The sequence below is a fragment of the Nocardia brasiliensis IFM 10847 genome (genome assembly GCF_000710915.1).
GTDB lineage: Bacteria > Actinomycetota > Actinomycetes > Mycobacteriales > Mycobacteriaceae > Nocardia > Nocardia brasiliensis_A.
The window spans coordinates 95727-111623 of the sequence record NZ_BAUA01000087.1 but is presented as its reverse complement, the minus strand read 5'-3'; the positions used below and the strand labels follow the sequence as shown (position 1 = coordinate 111623).

14 protein-coding genes are annotated in these 15897 nt (G+C 68.4%); 4 read left to right on the top strand and 10 right to left on the bottom strand.

The features are described from left to right. Nucleotides 1-221 precede the first annotated feature (221 nt). Both NBRGI_RS18935 and NBRGI_RS18930 read right to left on the bottom strand, forming a co-directional pair. Entirely contained in the window at nucleotides 222-1094 is an 873-nt protein-coding gene (locus NBRGI_RS18935; protein ID WP_029898114.1) for an RNA polymerase sigma-70 factor, read from the bottom strand. A gap of 62 nt (nucleotides 1095-1156) precedes the next feature. Next, on the bottom strand, nucleotides 1157-1747 hold the full coding sequence (locus NBRGI_RS18930; RefSeq protein ID WP_029898113.1) for a carboxymuconolactone decarboxylase family protein: 591 nt from the start codon (nucleotides 1745-1747) through the stop codon (nucleotides 1157-1159). A 116-nt stretch (nucleotides 1748-1863) separates the two neighbouring features. On the opposite strand from NBRGI_RS18930, the gene NBRGI_RS18925 reads away from it, so the two are divergent. Continuing rightward, entirely contained in the window at nucleotides 1864-2106 is a 243-nt protein-coding gene (locus tag NBRGI_RS18925; RefSeq protein ID WP_081878138.1) for a hypothetical protein, read from the top strand. A 43-nt stretch (nucleotides 2107-2149) separates the two neighbouring features. Here the strand turns inward: NBRGI_RS18925 and NBRGI_RS18920 are convergent, their stop codons facing one another. The 5 genes from NBRGI_RS18920 to pruA form a co-directional block, all read right to left on the bottom strand. Beyond that, nucleotides 2150-2644 carry a PAS domain-containing protein gene (locus NBRGI_RS18920; RefSeq protein ID WP_029898111.1) on the bottom strand — a complete coding sequence of 165 codons (495 nt, stop codon included), beginning with the start codon at nucleotides 2642-2644 and terminating at the stop codon, nucleotides 2150-2152. Between the two features lie 204 nt (nucleotides 2645-2848). Beyond that, entirely contained in the window at nucleotides 2849-3430 is a 582-nt protein-coding gene (locus tag NBRGI_RS18915; protein ID WP_148310871.1) for a hypothetical protein, read from the bottom strand. 187 nt (nucleotides 3431-3617) lie between these two features. Next, nucleotides 3618-5060: an amino acid permease gene (locus tag NBRGI_RS18910; protein WP_029898106.1), complete on the bottom strand. Its 1443-nt coding sequence runs from the start codon at nucleotides 5058-5060 to the stop codon at nucleotides 3618-3620. Nucleotides 5061-5284: 224 nt separating this feature from the next. Then, on the bottom strand, nucleotides 5285-6253 hold the full coding sequence (locus NBRGI_RS18905) for a proline dehydrogenase family protein (RefSeq protein ID WP_029898105.1): 969 nt from the start codon (nucleotides 6251-6253) through the stop codon (nucleotides 5285-5287). Nucleotides 6254-6317: 64 nt separating this feature from the next. Next, the gene (gene pruA / locus NBRGI_RS18900) at nucleotides 6318-7955 is read right to left on the bottom strand and encodes an L-glutamate gamma-semialdehyde dehydrogenase (protein ID WP_029898102.1); all 1638 of its coding nucleotides are present in this window, start codon (nucleotides 7953-7955) and stop codon (nucleotides 6318-6320) included. Between the two features lie 164 nt (nucleotides 7956-8119). Here pruA and NBRGI_RS18895 point away from each other — a divergent pair, with 164 nt between their 5' ends. Then, nucleotides 8120-9385 carry a PucR family transcriptional regulator gene (locus tag NBRGI_RS18895; protein ID WP_051727878.1) on the top strand — a complete coding sequence of 422 codons (1266 nt, stop codon included), beginning with the start codon at nucleotides 8120-8122 and terminating at the stop codon, nucleotides 9383-9385. Between the two features lie 78 nt (nucleotides 9386-9463). On the opposite strand, the gene NBRGI_RS18890 is transcribed toward NBRGI_RS18895, so the two are convergent. Together NBRGI_RS18890 and NBRGI_RS18885 are read right to left on the bottom strand one after the other, a co-directional pair. Further along, nucleotides 9464-9769 carry a hypothetical protein gene (locus NBRGI_RS18890; RefSeq protein ID WP_148310870.1) on the bottom strand — a complete coding sequence of 102 codons (306 nt, stop codon included), beginning with the start codon at nucleotides 9767-9769 and terminating at the stop codon, nucleotides 9464-9466. A 73-nt stretch (nucleotides 9770-9842) separates the two neighbouring features. Further along, entirely contained in the window at nucleotides 9843-10391 is a 549-nt protein-coding gene (locus NBRGI_RS18885) for a sigma-70 family RNA polymerase sigma factor (RefSeq protein WP_029898095.1), read from the bottom strand. Nucleotides 10392-11068: 677 nt separating this feature from the next. Between NBRGI_RS18885 and NBRGI_RS18875 the strand changes: the two genes are divergently transcribed. Next, nucleotides 11069-12676, top strand: a complete 1608-nt coding sequence (locus NBRGI_RS18875) for an ABC-F family ATP-binding cassette domain-containing protein (RefSeq protein ID WP_029898093.1) — start codon at nucleotides 11069-11071, stop codon at nucleotides 12674-12676. Nucleotides 12677-12719: 43 nt separating this feature from the next. Here the strand turns inward: NBRGI_RS18875 and NBRGI_RS45280 are convergent, their stop codons facing one another. Then, nucleotides 12720-13424 (bottom strand): hypothetical protein, encoded by a 705-nt coding sequence (locus NBRGI_RS45280; protein WP_051727877.1) that lies wholly within the window; start codon nucleotides 13422-13424, stop codon nucleotides 12720-12722. 198 nt (nucleotides 13425-13622) lie between these two features. Here NBRGI_RS45280 and NBRGI_RS49145 point away from each other — a divergent pair, with 198 nt between their 5' ends. After that, the gene (locus tag NBRGI_RS49145; protein WP_051727876.1) at nucleotides 13623-15884 is read left to right on the top strand and encodes a serine/threonine-protein kinase; all 2262 of its coding nucleotides are present in this window, start codon (nucleotides 13623-13625) and stop codon (nucleotides 15882-15884) included. Nucleotides 15885-15897: the final 13 nt, after the last annotated feature.

Genomic DNA, 15897 nt, shown 5'->3' with positions numbered 1-15897 from the left:
GGAAGATGCTGCGGAGCAAGAATTTTCACACATCATTGTCCTCCTGTGCCTGCGCGGAGTGTGGGGTGGGTCACTCTTCGCACGACGTGTCAGAAGGGTAAGGCGCTGCTTTGATGCGTGTCCAACACCTGTTCGCTATCTACTGATGCCGGGCGGGCATCAGCACTGACGGCGGCACGCGAAGGCTCCGATCCCGCGTGAGACCGGGGCCTTCGTGGTCACTAGGCCCGGCTCAGCGGCCTGATTTCGCGGAGGCGGGTGAGTTTGTTCGGGTTGCGGACGATGTAGATGTGGGTGATGCGGCCGTCCGCCACGGACAGGCTGATCGTGGCGCTGAGCTCACCGTCGGTGTCGACCCGCAGCGCCGCGGCCCCGTTGACCGACACCGACCAGATGTGCGCACCCGGCACGAAATCGGGGAACTGGGCGAACATGCGCGCTGTCCGGCGCGCGCCGCGCAACGGATGCGGGAACGCCTGCACGATCCCGCCGCCGTCGGCGACCAGCAGCACATCGGGGGCGAGTACGTCGAGCAGGGCCTGGACGTTGCCGGTTTGGATCGCGCTGCGGAACCGCGCCACGGCGGTCTGCTGCTCGACGCGGGTGACCGGCACGCGCGGCCGACGGGCGGCCACGTGCTCACGCGCCCGGCGGGCGATCTGCCGGACCGCCGCCGCGGACTTCTCCAGCGCGTCGGCGATCTCCTCGTACGGTGCGTCGAACACTTCGCGCAGCACGAACACCGCGCGCTCGGTCGGGCCGAGCGTTTCCAGCACCGTCAGCATCGCCATCGACACGTGCTCGGCCAGTTCGACATCCTCGGCCACATCGGGACTGGTGAGCAGTGGTTCGGGGAGCCATTCGCCGACGTACTCCTCGCGCCGCCGCGCCACGGTGCGCAGCCGGTTGAGCGCCTGCCTGGTGGTGGTGCGCACCAGATAGGCGCGCGGGTCGCGCACCTGCGCCCGGTCCACCGCCGCCCAGCGCAGCCACGTTTCCTGCACCACGTCATCGGCGTCGGCGGCGGAACCGAGCAACTGGTACGCGACCGTGAACAGCAGACGGCGATGGGCGACGAACGGGTCGTCGTTCATGCGGTCTCCCTTCGGTGTCCCGCGGAGCCCGCCCGGCCCGGCGGACGCCGCGGTCGGCACGCTCATGCCCCGGACGCTACCCGGCTCGGCTGAGCCAGCGGACGCAGCTCGCAGGCGGCGGCGAACCCCTGGGCCTCGATGCCGAGCGCGGTGTTGGTGCGGGTGGCCATGTTGGCGAACGCGATCCAGTTCGTCAGCTCGACCAGTGCGGCGGCGCCCAGTTCGGCGAGCAGCGCCGCAGACATTTCGTCGGTGACGGTGGGCGGCGTCTGGCTCATCGCCTCCGCGTATTCCATTACCTGGCGCTCGAGCGGGGTGAACACGTCGGATTCCCGCCAGCGCGGGACTTCGCGCGCCTTCACCTCGTCGAGGCCGTCGTTGTGCGCGTGGAAGTAGCCGAAGTCCAGGCACCAGGTGCAGCCGACGAGCGAGGCCACCGCCATGTGTGCGAACGACTTCAGATTCGCGTCCGCACGATGCCACTTGGCCACCTTGCGGCCGAGCGCGCTGGTGTCCATGACCACGGCGGGGTGATGCCACATCACCTCGAGCGGTTCGGGTACCTCGCCGAACATCTTGCGGGTGATCGCCTTCGCGAGCCTGCCGCGGAATCCGGTCAGTGCCGCCTTGGGGATTCGGGGTGTGCCGGCCATTTCGCGCCTCCTTGTCGATTCCTACGACATGAAGACACCGGCCGTGCGCGCCGTGTGACACCTGGCGGACGGGAATTCGGTTGCCGCCGGGACAGTTCGGCATCGATCATCTGGCCATGAACATCGATTACCAGTGGCGGGGCGAGCTCACCGACGCCGAAATCGTGGCGTTGACCAGGTCGCATGGCGGTATCGCAGAGGCGGGGTGGTGGACCCGGATCCGCCCGCACAGCCTCGGCTGGGTGACGGCGCGAGTGACCGACGCCACCCTGATCGGCTTCGTCAACGTGGCATGGGACGGCGGCGACCACGCCTGCGGTTTCCGGCCCACCGACGCAGGACTCATCGCGCTGAACTGACACAGCGCCTCCTCCGATGGAAGAGGCGCTGCGCGAGCGAAGCTCAGCCGGCGTCCGCTGTCACCTGCAGGCCGGGCACGGTCTTGGTGGTGTTGTGCCGGAAGATGTTGACCGCGCCGATCACCTCGTCGGACTCGTCGCGGATGGGGAAGACGTTGACCAGGGCGAGCAGTCGGAAACCGTCGGGCTGTTCGCAGATCACGTCGGCGTCGCGGACGGTGCCGCCGTTGTTGATGACCACCGACGGCGGGGCCGCTTCGTGCGGCATGACCTCGCCGGACGGGTAGCGCAGACGGAAGGCGCCGCAGTACTTTTCGCTCGTGCCCAGTTCGGGACTGCGTCCCCAGGCGCCGATGGCGGTCTTGTTGCAGGCGATCAGCGTGCCGTCCTTCTCCAGGACATACATGCCGACCTCGATATCGTCCATCGCGGCCTGGTCGCCGAGCAGACCACCGGGCACCAGGTGCCCGCCTTCGAGCTTGCCGTGAAACTTCAGATCGTCCAATTCACCGGCGGTGATTTTGTCGCTGATACTCATGTCTTTCCCCTCACTCGTAATCAAGTGGCACAGCAATGTTCGGCGAAGGAAATCCAGGCGCGTCGCTCAGTCGAGCACAAGTGACTTCGGCGCCACTTTCACCGCACGTCAGTGTAATGAGATCGCCTGGTTCGACAGTGGATTTCGCGAGGGGAAGCGTGACTGTCGTTCCGAGACAATAATTCTTGCGAATTGTCTACCCGATCAGGGGGTTGTGTGCGGTGCCGGTTGTGCTTCCGCCGCGTCCAGGGCGCGCAATTCTTCGCGGAGCGAACCGATTTCGTCGGCGAGTTCGTCGCGCAGTGCTTGGCGTTCCTGAAGACTCGCGAGCAGGCTGTCGATGGTGTCGTTCATGGCGGCGAGCTTTTGATCGGCGCCGCCGAGCCGCCATTCGATGACCGCGCGGCGGTCGACGTCGTCGCTGGCGGTACGCACCCAGCCGACGACATAGTCGAGCCATTCGGGTTGTTTGGGCATCTCCTCGTCGCCGTCCCAGCCGCGCCGCACCGACACCTTGGGGGACAACACCCGGTCGCCGGCCTGGCCCGCGGCAGGGGAGTGCATCTGCACGAGGTTGAGTTTCCCCGCGCTGGTCACCACGGCGGTGAGGCGATAACGCCCGGCGAGATGCATTTTCAGTTCGGCCGCGCCCTTGCCGTCCGCGTCGAGCGCGCCCAGCCACGGGCCCTGCGCCGCAGTGATGATCGATTCGAGGACGCCGAGCTGTCCGGCCGCCCGGCGCACTCGGTTCGCGCGCTCGTGCAGTTCGTCAGGTGAGGCGGTCATCTGGTCCCAGTGCATCCGCACCTCCGCTTTCTCGTCGATCGACTTCAGCAACGGCAGTTCTGACGAACGTACCGTTGCGGTCGGCGCAAACGTGTTTTGTGCACGCGGGAGATACGAGATCGGGTGGGCGGCCGCGAGGCACACCCACCCGATCGGTCCGAGGAGCCGGCGTCAGTGCCCCTCGAAGTTATTTCTCCAACTGCACCGCGTCGACCGGGCCGGGGCGCTCCAGCTTGGAGTGCGTGCGCGAGTAGAAGAAGTACACGGCCAGGCCGGCGACCAGCCAGGCCGCGAACCGCACCCAGGTCTGCCACGGCAGCGACCAGATCAGGTAGAGCGAGAAGCCGATGCCGATCAGCGGCACCACCGGCATCAACGGCAGCCGGAACTGGCGCGGCTCGTCGGGGCGGGTGCGGCGCAACACGATCACGGCGACCGAGACGACGATGAAGGCCATCAGGATGCCGATGTTGGTGAGCTCGGCGACGACGGTGATGTCGAGCAGACCGGCCATCACGGCCGCGCCGATACCGACGATCCAGGTCACCCGAGTGGGCACCTTACGCACCGGGTGGGTCTTGGCGAACCATTCGGGCAGCAGGCCGTCGCGGCTCATCGCGTACCAGACCCGGGTCACGCCGAGCATGAAGGTGAGCACGACGGTGACGATGCCGACGATGGCGCCGATCGCGATGATGTTCGCGATGCCGGGCTGGCCGACCGCCTCGAAAGCGGTGGAGAAACCGCTGGTCGGGCTGATCTCGGTGTACTTCTGCATGCCGGTGAGCACCAGGGTGGCCAGCACGTACAGCACCATCGCGATGGCGAGCGAGTAGAGGATGGCCTTGGGCAGGTGCTTCTTGCCGTCGGTGGATTCCTCGGCGGCCGTGCTCATCGCGTCATAGCCGAACACCGCGAAGAACACCGTCGCCGCGCCGGTCCACACCGCCCCGGAACCGAACGGGAAGTACGGGGTGTAGTTGGAACTGTCGATGTGGAACACGCCCAGCACGATGATCAGCAGCACGAGCGCGACCTTGATGCCGACCGCGACGGTCTCGAACCGGCCGACGCTGCGGATGCCGCGCGACAGCAGCCAGGCGGTGCCCAGGCAGAACAGCATCGCGAACACGTCGACGACATGCCCGTCGCCGGTGCCGTGCGCACCCATCATCCAATCGGGCAGCGTGACGTCCACCTGCTCGAGCAGGAAGCGGAAGTAGCCGGACACGCCGATCGCGACGACCGCCGCCACCGCGATGTACTCCAGCAGCAGGTCCCAGCCGATGAACCAGCCCGCGATCTCGCCCAGCGACACATAGCCGTAGGTGTAGGCCGACCCCGCCTTCGGCACCATGCCCGCGAACTCGGCGTAGCAGAGCGCGGCGGCGGCACTGGCCACACCGGCGATCAGGAACGAGATGAGCACCGAGGGGCCGGTGACCGAATGCGCGACCGCGCCCGCGAGCGTGAAGATGCCCGCGCCGATGATGCCGCCGACGCCGATGGCGGTGAGCTGCCATAGACCGAGCGACCGAGCCAGCTGTTCGTCGGCCGGCGCCCCCTCGTCGGCTATCTGCCCCATGGGTTTGCGGCGCAGCATTTGGCTACGCAACTCCGCGATGGACATGTCGTTCCTTTCGTCCTCCGCGTCACGCGACTGTGCGTAACGCAGATCACACTTCGAGCTGTGGCTACTAAATACGACCACAGCGCCGGTGTGATCGGCGAGTTGGCCAAATATTGTTCAGCGGGTTTATTCGGCGGGCCAAGCTGCGGGGATGGCACCGCCCTCGAGATCTGATCGGTGCGGCCCGCCGAGCCGGGCGAGCCGCACCGAGAAGTGCCGGCACCTCAGCGTGCGCTGCCCGGCTTCAGCGAACGCAGGAAGAACGCGACGTTGGCGGGGCGTTCGGCGAGCCTGCGCATGAAGTAGCCGTACCACTGGTCGCCGTAGGGGACGTAGACGCGCAGGTGATTGCGTTCATCCACCAGCCTGCGCTGTTCGGCGTCGCGGATGCCGTAGAGCATCTGGAACTCGAACTCGTCGGCTTTGCGGTGCGTCGTCTCGACACACTCCAGCGCGGAAGTGATGAGCGCGGGATCGTGCGTGGCGACCATCGGGTAGCCGTCGCCGAGCATCAGCACCCGCAGGCAGCGCAGGTACGAATCATCGACCGCGGCGCGCTCCTGGAACGCCACCGACGCCGGTTCCTTGTACGCACCCTTGCACAGCCGGATGCGTGAGCCCTCGCCCGACAGCTCCCGGCAGTCGCCCTCGGTGCGGCGCAGATACGCCTGCAGCACCGTGCCGACGGTGGGGAAGTCGGCGCGCAGTTCCCGCACGATGCTCAGGGTGGAGTCGGTGGTGGTGTGGTCCTCCGCGTCGATGTTCACCCAGACGCCGGCCGATTCCGCGGCCGTGCAGATCCGGCGGGCGTGGTCGAGCGCGATCGCGTGACCGTCCTGCGCCAGCGACTGGCCGAGCGCCGACAGCTTGAGCGAAACCTCCAGCGGCCGAACCGTTGCCGACTCCGCCGACACGTCGAGCCGGGCCAGCTCCGAGAGCATGTGCAGGTAGTGGGTGACGGTGGTGCGGGCCTGCTCGATCTCGGTGGTGTCCTCACCGAGATAGTCGATGGTGACGTAGCGGCCGGACGCCAGCAGCGTCCGCACGGCCACCATCGCCTGATCGGCGGAGTCACCCGCGACGAACCGGTCGACGAGCTTCTTCGTCGTCGACATCCGAGTGATCGTGCGCTCCATGCGCGGCGAACGCGACGCGGCCAGCATGGCCGGACGCAACAGGGTCGAAAAGGCCATCACGCCTCCTGTGTTCTGCGGGACCGGTCGGCTGCACGGAGCCGGACGACGTGCGAGTGGCTCATCACGCGTCCTGATGCGGGTAGCGGTGATCGGTCGCCGGGACGAACGTTTCCTTGATCGTGCGAGCAGAGGTCCAACGCAGCAGGTTCTGCGGCGAGCCTGCCTTGTCGTTGGTGCCCGAGGCGCGCGACCCGCCGAAGGGCTGCTGGCCGACCACCGCGCCGGTGGGCTTGTCGTTGATGTAGAAGTTGCCCGCGGCGAAGCGCAGACCCTCGGTCGCCTTGGCCACCGCGAGCCGGTCGTCGGCGATGATCGCGCCGGTCAGCGCGTACGGGGAACCCTGATCGACCAGGTCGAGGATGCGCTCGAAGGAGCCGCCCGCCGAGTCGTCGTAGACGTGTACCGACAGAATCGGGCCGAAGTACTCGGTGCTGAACGCCTCGTCGCCGGGATCCTCGCCGAGCAGCACGGTCGGGTCGACGAAGTAGCCGACCGAATCGTCGGCGTGCCCGCCCGCCGCGATCGACAGGCTCGATGTCGCCTTCGCGCGGGCGATCGCCTCGGCGTTCTTGTCGAAGGCGCGCTTGTCGATCAGTGCGCCCCCGAAGTGGCTGAAGTCGGTGACGTCGCCGTAGGACAGCGTGGCCACCTTGTCGAGGAAGTCGCGACCCATCTTGGCCCACACCGACTTCGGGACGAACGCGCGCGACGCCGCCGAGCACTTCTGGCCCTGGTAGTCGAACGCGCCGCGGATCAGCGCGGTGGTGAGCACGTCCGGATCGGCGGAGCTGTGCGCGAGCACGAAGTCCTTGCCGCCGGTCTCACCGACCAGGCGCGGGTAGGAGTTGTACTCGGAGATGTTCGCCGCGACCGAGCGCCACAGGTGCTGGAAGGTGGCGGTGGAACCGGTGAAATGGATGCCGGCGAGGCGACGGTCTTTCAACACCACGTCCGAGACCTTGGGGCCGGCGCCGTGCACCATGTTGATCACGCCGGGCGGCAGGCCGGCGGCCTCGAGCAGCTTCATCGTCCAGTACGCGGCGACCGACTGGGTCATCGCGGGCTTCCAGACCACGGTGTTGCCCATCAGCGCGGGCGCGGTCGGCAGATTGCCCGCGATCGCGGAGAAATTGAACGGCGTGATCGCGTAGACGAACCCGTCCAGCGGCCGGTATTCGACCTTGTTCCACACGCCGGGCGTGGAGATCGGCTGGTCGGCGAGGATCTGCCGGGCGAAGTGCACGTTGAATCGCCAGAAATCGACCAGCTCGCACGGGGTGTCGATCTCGGCCTGATAAGCGGTCTTGGATTGACCGAGCATCGTTGCGGCGGCGATGGTTTCGCGCCACGGGCCGGCCAGCAGATCCGCGGCGCGCAGGAAGACCGCGGCCCGGTCCTCGAACGAGAGCGCACGCCAGGCGGGTGCGGCGGCGGTGGCCGCCGCGATCGCGTCGTCGACATCGCTGGGGGCGGCGGTGGTGAGGGTGCCGAGCACGGCGGCGTGCCGGTGCGGCTGCACGACCTCGATCGTCTTGCCGGAGCTGCGCCGGTGCTCGCCGCCGATCACATGGTGCACGTCGGTCGGCGTGGCACCCAGCTCGGCCAGTTTCGCCTGCAACCGTGTACGTTCCGCACTACCGGGGGCGAACGTGCCGACCGGCTCGTTCGCCGGCCGCGGTGTGGACACGATGGCGTCCATGATTCCTCCTGCTGGACGTGGCGATGCGGCGTCGCGGACCGGCGGCGCGCACACGCGCTGAAACTGCGGTGAGCCGAAGTCAACACCGGAAAAGTGCGCGGGAAATGGGCTAAAAGGACAAAGATGGGATGAGTGTGTTGTCGAGTTGGCCGAAAGGCGTAGACGTGGCTATTGATAGTGGGCTTGTCGCCGCGGACATCGACCTGTTCGGTCTGGCGCAGATCGTCGCGCAGAACGCGGGCGGCATGGTGTCGATCGAGGACCCGCAGTCGCATGTGCTGGCGTACTCCGCCTCCGCCGCCGAGGCCGCCGACCAGATGCGGGTGATGTCGATCCTCGGTCGGGAGGGGCCGCGGGAGTACCTGGCGGTGCTGCGCAAATGGGGTGTGTTCGATCGGTTGCGCCGCACCGACGAGGTGATCGACGTGCCCGCGCACGAGGAACTGAACATCAAACGCCGGCTTGTGGTGAGCATCCGGCATCCCGCCGACGGTGCCGTACGCGCGCCACGCGTGCTCGGCGCGATCTGGTTGCAGCAGGGCGATCGGCCGTTCAAGCCGGATGCGGCGGAAATCCTGCGCGGCGCCTCGGCCATTGCGGCGCGGCTCATCTCGCGCAGCCTCGACGCGCCGTCCACCGAGGCGCTGCTCGTGCAGGGATTGTTCGGCGAGGGCGGCGGCGCGGTCGATGTCGCGGCGGTGGCGACCGCGCTCAACCTGCCGACCACCGGCCCGGCCGCGGTGGTCGGTTTCGCCCTGACCGCCACCGAGACCGCGCCCGCCACCGAACCTTCGGCGCTGGGCAACATGCTTCGCCTGCGCGCCAGCTCATTCCGGAACGATTCGGTGACGACCACGCTCGGCGACCGTGTCTACGTGCTGCTGCCGAGTTATCGGGCCGCGCACGCGGTGACGGCGTGGACCCGGCAGCTGGTCGAGCAGCTCGAAGCCAAACGCGCGCTGGCGCTGCGGGCGGCCATCGCGTGCCCGATCGACGATTTGAGCGGAGTCGCTACCGCCCGGCGCGAGGTCGATCGCGTGCTCGACAGCACTGTCGCGACCTACCCGAAGGGTCGGGTCACCACGCTCGCGGAATCGCGGACGGCGGTGCTGCTCGGCGAGATCCTCGACCTCGTCGGCAGCCGTCCCGAACTGCACGATCCGCGGCTGCGGGCGCTCTCGGACTACGACCTCAAACATTCGGCGAGCCTGCGCGACAGCGTGGACATCTATCTGCGTGAGCACGGTGACGTGCGCGCCGCGGCGGCCGTGCTGCAGGTGCATCCGAATACGTTGCGCTACCGCATTCGTCGTGTCGAGGAGATCCTGGGCATCGATCTCACCGATCCCGGCGAACGGCTGCTGCTGGAATTGCAGCTCGCGTTGCACCGGCGCGCGCACGGGCGCGAACGCGGGTCACGATCGCGCTGACCATGTCTGGTGGCGGGGGCGCGACCGGTGCCCCCGACCGGCAGCAGGGGCACTGGCGCGGTGAGTCGGCTTGCGCCGTCAGCACTTTCCGGTCGCGGCGTCCCGGATGCCAGCGATCATCGACTGCCGGTCGGTCTCGCTGAGCGCGGGCCACTGCGGGGACTGGGGGAGCATCGCGATGGTGTCTTCCGCGGTCTTGTTCGCGGACTCCACGCTCACGTCCTTCAACTTGCTCAACAGCGGCAGATAGTCCTGGCACGACTTGCTGCGCACCGCGCTGTTCGTTGCGGTACTCGACGATCCGGCCGCCTCGGTGGTGTCGGACGAGCCACAACCCGTCAGTACCAGCGCAGCCCCGATCGCCAGCAACACAATGCTTCTCATTCACGCTCTCCTCATCAGAATTGGAGAGACCCTACCCGGCGCCGCGAAAGCCGTCCACGCGAGCGTGCGTCGCCTAGCCGGAGGTGAATCTTCGGGTGCCGAATCGCTTTTCGAGCCGGGCCAAGGCGCGTTCCTGGATACGTTCGACGGCGTCCGTCGTGCTGTCGACTGCTACGGCGGTGTCGCGCAACGACAGGCCGAGCGCCAGGCGCAGGATGAGGATCTCGCGCTCCTGATCGGGCAGGGTGGCGAGGAAACTGCTGAGCTCTGTGTCGGTTTCGGGTTCGAGCGCTCGCTGTTCGAACAACGGCGAAAGGTCCTCCGGGATCTCGACCCCCGTCGGTTCCTCCGGTCGGACGCTCGCTCGCTCGGCCGCGGCGACCTTGTGCGCCGCGATTCCGTAGACGAAGGCCATGAACGGTCTGCCCTGGTCGCGATACCGCGGCAATGCGGTCAGTACGGCGAGCAGGATTTCCTGGGCGAGATCGTCCGGGTCGGGGCCCTTGCTCGTGCGGGTGAAGCGTGCGCGGGTATAGCGCACGACGAGCGGACGGATGAGCTCGAGGACTGTGGCCAGGGCGCCGCGGTCGCCTTGCACGGCCGCGGCGACGGCAGTGCTCAGCTCGTCGTCGGCCGCGGTGACTGCGTGCTGCGTTGCGGGCCGGGGTGTGGTGTCGTCAACCGTGGTTGCTCTGTTGTCGAATTCGTCTTCAGGAGCGGATGATTCGCGGCTCATGCCGGCTCCGCCGGTCGGCCCCGGCGTGAACGCCGGGGCGGAACCGGCCAGCGCCGACAGCAACCGCCGCGGGGTGCTGCCGTACTCCTGGTTCGCCGGGCAGGAGAACGCGGGTGTCGATCCGGCCAGAGCCGACAACAGCCGTCGGAAAACATTGTCTGCCACCGGGTCTACCTCGAATCCGCACTGTCGGCGCCCGGCAGCAGGCCTTCGGCGTAGCGGGCCAGTTTCTTCACCACCACCGGTGCGGCAGCGCCGGTGCCGAAGGCGACGAGCCCGCCGCGTCGCGTGTCGGTGGCCAGGGGCGGCGCAGGACGGCTTGGACGGTGCGGGGATCGTGGTGGAGGCGGCGGGGGGTGAGGCCACCGCGCTCGATCGCGCGCCTACCGAACCGGAGATCACGGTGATCCGCTGAGCGGCGCCGAAAGGCTCGTGACCTGGTTCATATCGCCTGGTCAGGGCGATCGGGTAGGGTGGTCCGCATGTCTACACCCCGAGTTTCTTAGCTGCGGACCTGGTTTCCCGGCTAGAAGTCTGTCCTTCGACAACTCGGAGTAATTCTCATGATCACCGTTCGCGGTGTCGAGCTGCGCGTGGGTGCCCGCGTGCTGCTCTCGGACACCTCCTTCACTATTTCTCCCGGCGACCGGGTCGGTTTGATCGGGCGTAACGGCGCGGGCAAAACCAGTCTGCTGCGCTGCCTGACCGGTCAGCAGGCGCCGGTCGCGGGGACGGTCACCGTCACCGGCTCGGTCGACGTGCTGGCGCAGGATCCCGGCGCGGTGGACCCGCGGGTCAGCGTCGCCGACCGAATTCTGTCCGCGCGTGGGCTCGACGCGGCCGTGCGGCAACTGCGCGCGGCGGAAGCCGCGATGGCCGACGCGGTCGAGGAGCGCGACCTCGACCGTGCGTTGCGGGCGTACGCGCGGGCCGAGACCGAGTTCCAGGCCGGTGGCGGGTACGCCGCCGAAGCCGAGGCGGCGCGCATCGCGGCCGGGCTCGGTGTGCCCGATCACGGCTTCGGACAGCCGGTTTCGGCGCTTTCGGGCGGGCAGCGGCGTCGGGTCGAGCTGGCGCGCATCCTGTTCGGCGGCACCGACGGGGCGCTGCTGCTCGACGAGCCGACCAACCATCTGGACGCGGACGCGATCGGCTGGTTGCGTGGATTCCTGCACGGTTACACCGGCGGGCTGGTGGTGATCAGCCACGACGCGCAGTTCCTGGCCGGGTTCGTCAACCGGGTGTTCCACCTGGACCCGCAGCGCGGTGCACTGGACATCTACAACGCCGACTGGAATCGCTATCTCGCCCAGCGGGATTCCGATGAACGCCGCCGGATTCGGCAGCGCGCCAACGCCGAACGCAAAGCGGCCGCCCTGCACGCGCAGGCGGAGAAGATGAAATCGCATGTGGCGACCGCGGTCGCGGCGCGCAATATGGTCCGGCGAGCCGACCGGATGCTCGCCGAACTGGAACCGCGGCGGCGCGCGGCGAAGGCCGCCCGGATCCGGCTGCCCGAACCGCATCCGTGCGGGCGGATGCCGCTCGGCGCGATCAGCCTGGTGAAATCCTATGGGGGGCAACGGGTGCTGAATTCGGTCGACCTGGCGGTGGATCGCGGGAGCCGGCTGGTCATCCTCGGCCACAACGGGGCGGGCAAGACCACGCTGCTGCGGCTGCTGGCCGGGCGCGAAGTGCCCGACAGCGGTCGGGTCGTGCCCGGCGCCGGGCTGCGGCTCGGTTACTTCGCGCAGGAGCACGACACTTTGGACCCGGCGCTGAGCGTGCGGGACAACCTGGCCGCGGCGACGCCGCACCTGGCCGACGGGCAGGTGCGACAGGTGCTGGGCGCCTTCGGTTTCACCGGTGCGGACGACGCCGACAAACCCGCGGGCGTGCTCTCCGGTGGGGAGAAGACCCGCCTGGCACTGGCCGGTCTGGTGCACTCCGGTGCGAATGTGCTGCTGCTCGACGAGCCGACCAACAACCTCGATCCGGCCTCCCGGACCGAGGTGCTCGCCGCCGTCGACACCTATCCGGGCGCGATCGTCATGGTCACCCACGACGAAGGGGCGATCGATGCCCTGCGGCCCGACCGAGTCCTGGTACTTCCCGAGGCGTATGAGGACCTGTGGACCGAGGACTATCGGGAACTCGTGTCGTTGACCTGAGCGCGTTGCGGACCGATGTGACCACCGGGCGCACGGGCTCTCGTCAGCAGCTGAACGCGTACGTGGTGCCCGCCGCGGTCGCGATGCCGGTGCGGGTGTCCACGACGACGACGGTCGCCGCACGATCCCGGGGGATCTGGCAGCGGACGTCGGCGAGCGCCGCGGTCTCCCGCGGCAGTCTGCCGTTGCCGTCGGTCTGCCGGTTGCCGAGGGCGCGCAGACCGTTGGTGTTCACGCCCGCGGCGTAGAACTCCAGGCGTGCGTTGGGCGACAGGCCCGACGCGCTGTCGACGAACAGCCAGCCGCCGAGTTGATGCTTCTGCGTGCGGACGTGCACGTTGCCGGTGGGCAGCTGCGTCGCGTCGGCGAAATGCCTTGCGCCCTCGCTGTTCTGGGCCCGGGCACGGTCGCGGCGATCGGGAGTCACGCAGACGTGGTCGGCGGGGCGGGTCTCGCGCCAGACGAAACCCTGCTTGCAGGTGTCGGGGCCGTAGGGTCCGCCGTTCGGGGAACGGCGCGCGGCGGCCTGTGCGTTCTCGGCGTGCGCGGTGTCGCGGTCGCCGGGCGTCACGCAGACCGTGTCGCCGTTGTAGGCGTCGCGCCAGACGAAGCCTTGCTGACAGGTGTACGGGCCGTAGGGCAGCGCCTGCGCGGGCGCCGGAAGCAGGGCGCCGAAACCGGCCACCGCCGCGATTCCCAGCGCGATGGGCAGGACGCGCCGGGGGCGAGGTACGGAGGTGCGGAACATGTCTGCGGTCCTTTCAGGTGTTGACCAGCCGGTTTCGGCTGAGGACCACTGTCGCCGCGGGGACCAACGAGCCACTAACGACCGACCAACGAACCGGCCTCTGCTGCGCCGGTACGCCTGCGAAAAGCCTGGTGCGCGCTCTACAGTTGACACGACCTCGGGCCGCGCACCGGCCGGGTCCGTCGCACGGAGGACGAGATGACGACCGAACGGCCGCCGCGCACAGTAGGCACTCGGTTCGGGCCGTACCGGCTGGACAGGTTGATCGGGCGCGGCGGTATGGGCGAGGTGTTCGAGGCCTACGACACCGTCAAGGACCGGGCCGTCGCGGTGAAGGTGCTCGCCGCGAAGCTCAACCAGGACCCGGTGTTCCGGGAACGGTTTCGCCGGGAATCGCATGCGGCGGCCCGGCTGACCGAACCGCACGTCATCCCGATCCACGATTACGGCGAGATCGACGGGCAGCTCTACATCGACATGCGCCTGGTCGACGGGGAGAACCTGCGCGCGGTGCTGAGACGCGAAGCGCCGCTGGCGCCCGAGCGTGCGGTCGCGGTGATCCGGCAGATCGCCGCGGCGCTGGATGCCGCGCACGCCGACGACCTGGTGCATCGGGATATCAAACCGGACAACATCCTGCTCACCACGGACGGTTTCGCCTACCTGGTCGACTTCGGCATCGCGCAGTCCAGCACGAGCGAGAGCCTGACCGCGGACGGGTCGGCGATCGGCTCGTTCCACTACATGGCGCCGGAGCGGTTCACCTCGCGGCTGGTGACACCGGCCGTCGACAGCTACGCGCTCGCCTGCGTTCTGTACGAATGCCTTACGGGCGCAAGGCCGTTCCCTGCCGAGACGGACGGCGAGATCATGCGCGCCCACCTCTTCGAACCTCCGCCGCGCCCCAGCATGATCCGCCGCGAAGTGCCCGCCGGTTTCGACGGGGTGATCGCCCGAGGTCTGGCGAAGAACCCTGACGCTCGTTACTCCTCGGCCGGAGATCTCGCGGCCGCAGCCCATCGCGCGCTCACCGGTGCGGAGACGGTCGCGGCACCGAACCGAGCAGCGGCAAGCCGGGCGGCCACAGACCGGGTATCCGCAGGCACGGCGGCGACGGAGCAGATGGGTATGGAGCCGGCGGTTGCAGAGCAGCGGGTTGCGGAGCAGGCGGAGGTGGTTGCGGCCCCGGGCCAGGCTGTTACGGAGCTGGAAGCCGGCGCGTGGGTCGCGCCGGAAGCGGCTGCGGTACCGTCGATTACGGGTTCAGCGGCTGGACAGGTAACTGCCGACCGGTCGGCTGGCGCGCAAGCCCTTGTGGGGCAAAGGGTCTCGGGGCAAGCGGATGCGCTCCGGAAAGTGGCTGGGGAGACCGCCGGCTCGGCACCTGTTTCTGGCGGCTCGCGGGTACCCGGTGATGGGCGTGTGTTGCGTGGTGTCGTCGCAGCGCTGGCGGTAATGCTATGCGCGACACTCGCTTTGACGACCTGGTTGGCGATAGGCAACCGAGTCTCCGGCGTGCCCACCGCCGACTCGTCCGCGGTGCGTGGACCCGATATCGATCTGCTCGCGGTGGTCGGGCCGTCGGGTTACAAGCGGGCCAACTGTGTTCATCAGGATCCGGACGCGACGACCGTTGCGATCGTGTACTGCGCGGCGAATCCGGCGGCCAGTGATCCGGCGGGCCGGTTCCTGCGGTTCCAGACGGTCGAGCAACTGCGGGCCTACTATCGCGGGCTGTTCTTCGATGTGTTCCGTTCGACGAACTGTCCGGGCGATCCACCCGGCCCGGATGGTCCGTCGGTGGTGGACGGCAAGGAGGTGGGGCGCAAGGCGTGTTTCACCAGTCTCGTGGACGATCCCGCGGTGCCGAAACCGGGGCTGGTGCTCACCAACGAGACGGCGCTGGCGCTCGCCGTCTACATCTGGGCGGGCCCGGGGGAGCAGCCGTTGCGGGATTATGTGGGTCTGCGCAACGGGTTCCAGTTCAAAGCCGCGGAGGCGGCCGTCGATCCGGACTACTTCACCGCCGCCGACCGAGCGGTACTCGACCACCTGGACGGAGATTTCGGGCCGCGCAACTGTCGCCATCTGGATCCACCCGCCGGCCCGGTGCACGCCATGCTCGGCTGCGGCACGCGTTCGGGCTTCCCGTCGGCGGGATTCTTCGGATTCCCCGACCGACGCGCCGCCGACCTGCTCTATCAGGCGAACCTGGGGCAGTTCCGTGGCCATGCCTGCGGCGCCGCGGGCCAGGACGACCTGTGGCGCAAGGACTCCGCACCGGTCGGGCGCTTCTTCTGTTACGCGGACACCGGATCCGGCTGGGGCACCTGCATTTTCGCGTTGCACGACGAGTTCCTGGTGGCCGCGCACTTCTGTACGCTGCGCGCCGATGACCCGGACACCGGCCCGAAAACCGAAGCCGAGCTGCTCGCCTGGTTCCGCAAGCACATCGGCTGAGCCGTCGGCACAC